Genomic DNA, 2,001 nt, shown 5'->3' with positions numbered 1-2,001 from the left:
CTCCCCGGCATGGGCCAGATCAAGGACCAGATCAACAACCTGGACGAGCGGGACGTCGACCGCACGGCCGCGATCATCAAGTCGATGACCCCGGCCTGTGGCGACTCGTCGCCCTCTCCGGCGGCGCCCCGGTGAAGGTCTTCGGCGAGCTGGGCCACCGCGGCTTCACCCCGCTGACGGCCTGGCCGGAGGGGGCGGGAGAGCCGGTGTCCCTGTGCTGAGCCCCACCCCTCAGAAACACCGACGGAAAGGCACCGCATGAACAGCACCTCCGCTCCGGCGCCCACTGGGGGCGACTGGGAAGAGCTCGTCACCACGGCGCTGCTCGGCACGGACCGTCGTACGCCTCCGGGGTGCGCGCCGGGCCAGGACGCACCCGTGGCCCTGCTGGACGCGGCGGCCGTGGAGACCGTACGACGGCGGGCCGGGCTGCGTCCGGCGCGGGCGGCACAGCGTCCGGAGCCGGCCGCGCCCGACGCGCGTGCGGCGTTGCCCGCGGCGGCGGCCCGCAGGCTGGCGATGTTGCTGACCGACCGTCCGGGTACGGGCGGTGGGGGCCGCAGGGGCACCTCGCCGGATCTCATGGAGTTGCTGCCCCAGTGGCTGACGGCGGCCAACGCGCGCGGTTTCGCCGCGCCCGTGCAGGCGTTGCCCGCGCTGCTGGACGCGGCCCGGGGGCGTACGGATCTGCGGCCGGCGGCGCTGGAGTTCGCGGGCCCGCGCGCGCTGTGGCTGGCCCGGCTGAACCCGGACTGGCGGTTCGCCCTGCGCGCGACACCGGGCGGCGGCACCGCCCTGCCGGACCTCGACGCCCCGGACCAGGTCCAACTGCTGTGGCAGGAGGGTCTGTTCGCCGAGCGGGTCGCCCTGCTCGCGGCGATACGGGCACACCGGCCGCCCGCCGCACGGGAGTTGCTCGCCATGACCTGGGGGACGGAGCGCGCGGAGGACCGGCTGATGTTCCTCGACTCGCTGCGGATGGGGCTCTCCGCCGAGGACGAGCCGTTCCTGGAGCAGGCGTTGGCCGACCGGAGCCGCAACGTACGGGCCACGGCCGCGGAGTTGCTGTCGGCGCTCCCCGACTCGGCGCTCGCCGCGCGGATGGCGGCCCGGGCATCCGCGTGTGTGGCCGTCGACCGTACGCGCGAGGAGCCCGGCCTGGTCGTGGAGGCGCCGCACGAGTGCGACTCGGGCATGGAGCGGGACGGTGTGGTGGCCAAGGCTCCGGCGGGACGAGGTGAACGCTCGTGGTGGTTCGGCCAGTTGGTGGAGGCGACGCCGCTCGGGACCTGGGAGCGGCGGTTCGGCGGACGTACGCCCAGGGAGATCGTGGCGCTCCCGGTCGCGGACGACTGGCGGAGCGAGCTGCACGCCGCGTGGTGCCGGGCGGCGGTGCGGCAGCGGAACCCCGCGTGGTCCAGGGCGCTGCTGGGGACCCCGTCCGCGCCCGAGGCGGGCGGGCCGGGGGCGGTGTCCCTGGCCGAGCGCGCCAAGCTGCTGAGCACGCTGGGCGGGGGCGAACGGGCGGACTGGGTGGCCGGGTTCATCGCGACACAGGGGCTCTCCGAGGCGTTTCAGCTGCTCGGGGTGTGCGCGGTGCCGTGGGCTGCGCCGCTTGGGCGGGCTGTCGTGGACGCCCTCAACATCGCGCGGGACGCCGGGAGTTATCCATGGAGCTTCAGTGGGGTGATGGGGCTGGCCGAGCGGTGTCTCGACCCGGCCGAGGCGAGCCGGCTGGACGGGTTGCTGGCGGTGCCGGACGAGTCGGAGGACGCGGCGCCGGGAGCGGGGGGTTATTGGGCGGAGGCGTTTCAGCGGCTGGTCACGACGTTGCGGTTGCGCGCGGCGATGGCGGAGGAACTGGGGGCGCCGTACAGGACGCGGGCACACCGACGTGAGGACACGGCCGCTGAGGATCTCGGCGATCCGTGCCGATCAACGCTCATCCTCCTGTGTCCCGAACACGTCCCGAATCCGCCGCCGGGCAGGCATGATCCGGCC

1 protein-coding gene and 1 pseudogene are annotated in these 2,001 nt (G+C 74.8%); both read left to right on the top strand.

The window, feature by feature from the left end; all coding sequences use genetic code 11:
* Positions 1-96 (top strand): annotated as a pseudogene (locus ACNFOC_RS56170) (hypothetical protein); the annotation flags it as partial.
* Between the two features lie 162 nt (positions 97-258).
* A partial coding sequence (locus ACNFOC_RS53780) for a DUF5691 domain-containing protein (RefSeq protein ID WP_416966228.1) occupies positions 259-2,001 on the top strand: 1,743 nt, incomplete at its 3' end.

It is taken from the genome of Streptomyces colwelliae, from assembly GCF_048158785.1.
Taxonomy (GTDB): Bacteria; Actinomycetota; Actinomycetes; order Streptomycetales; family Streptomycetaceae; genus Streptomyces.
Note: the sequence above shows the minus strand (reverse complement) of the source record. Positions and strands in the feature narration are given on the sequence as shown.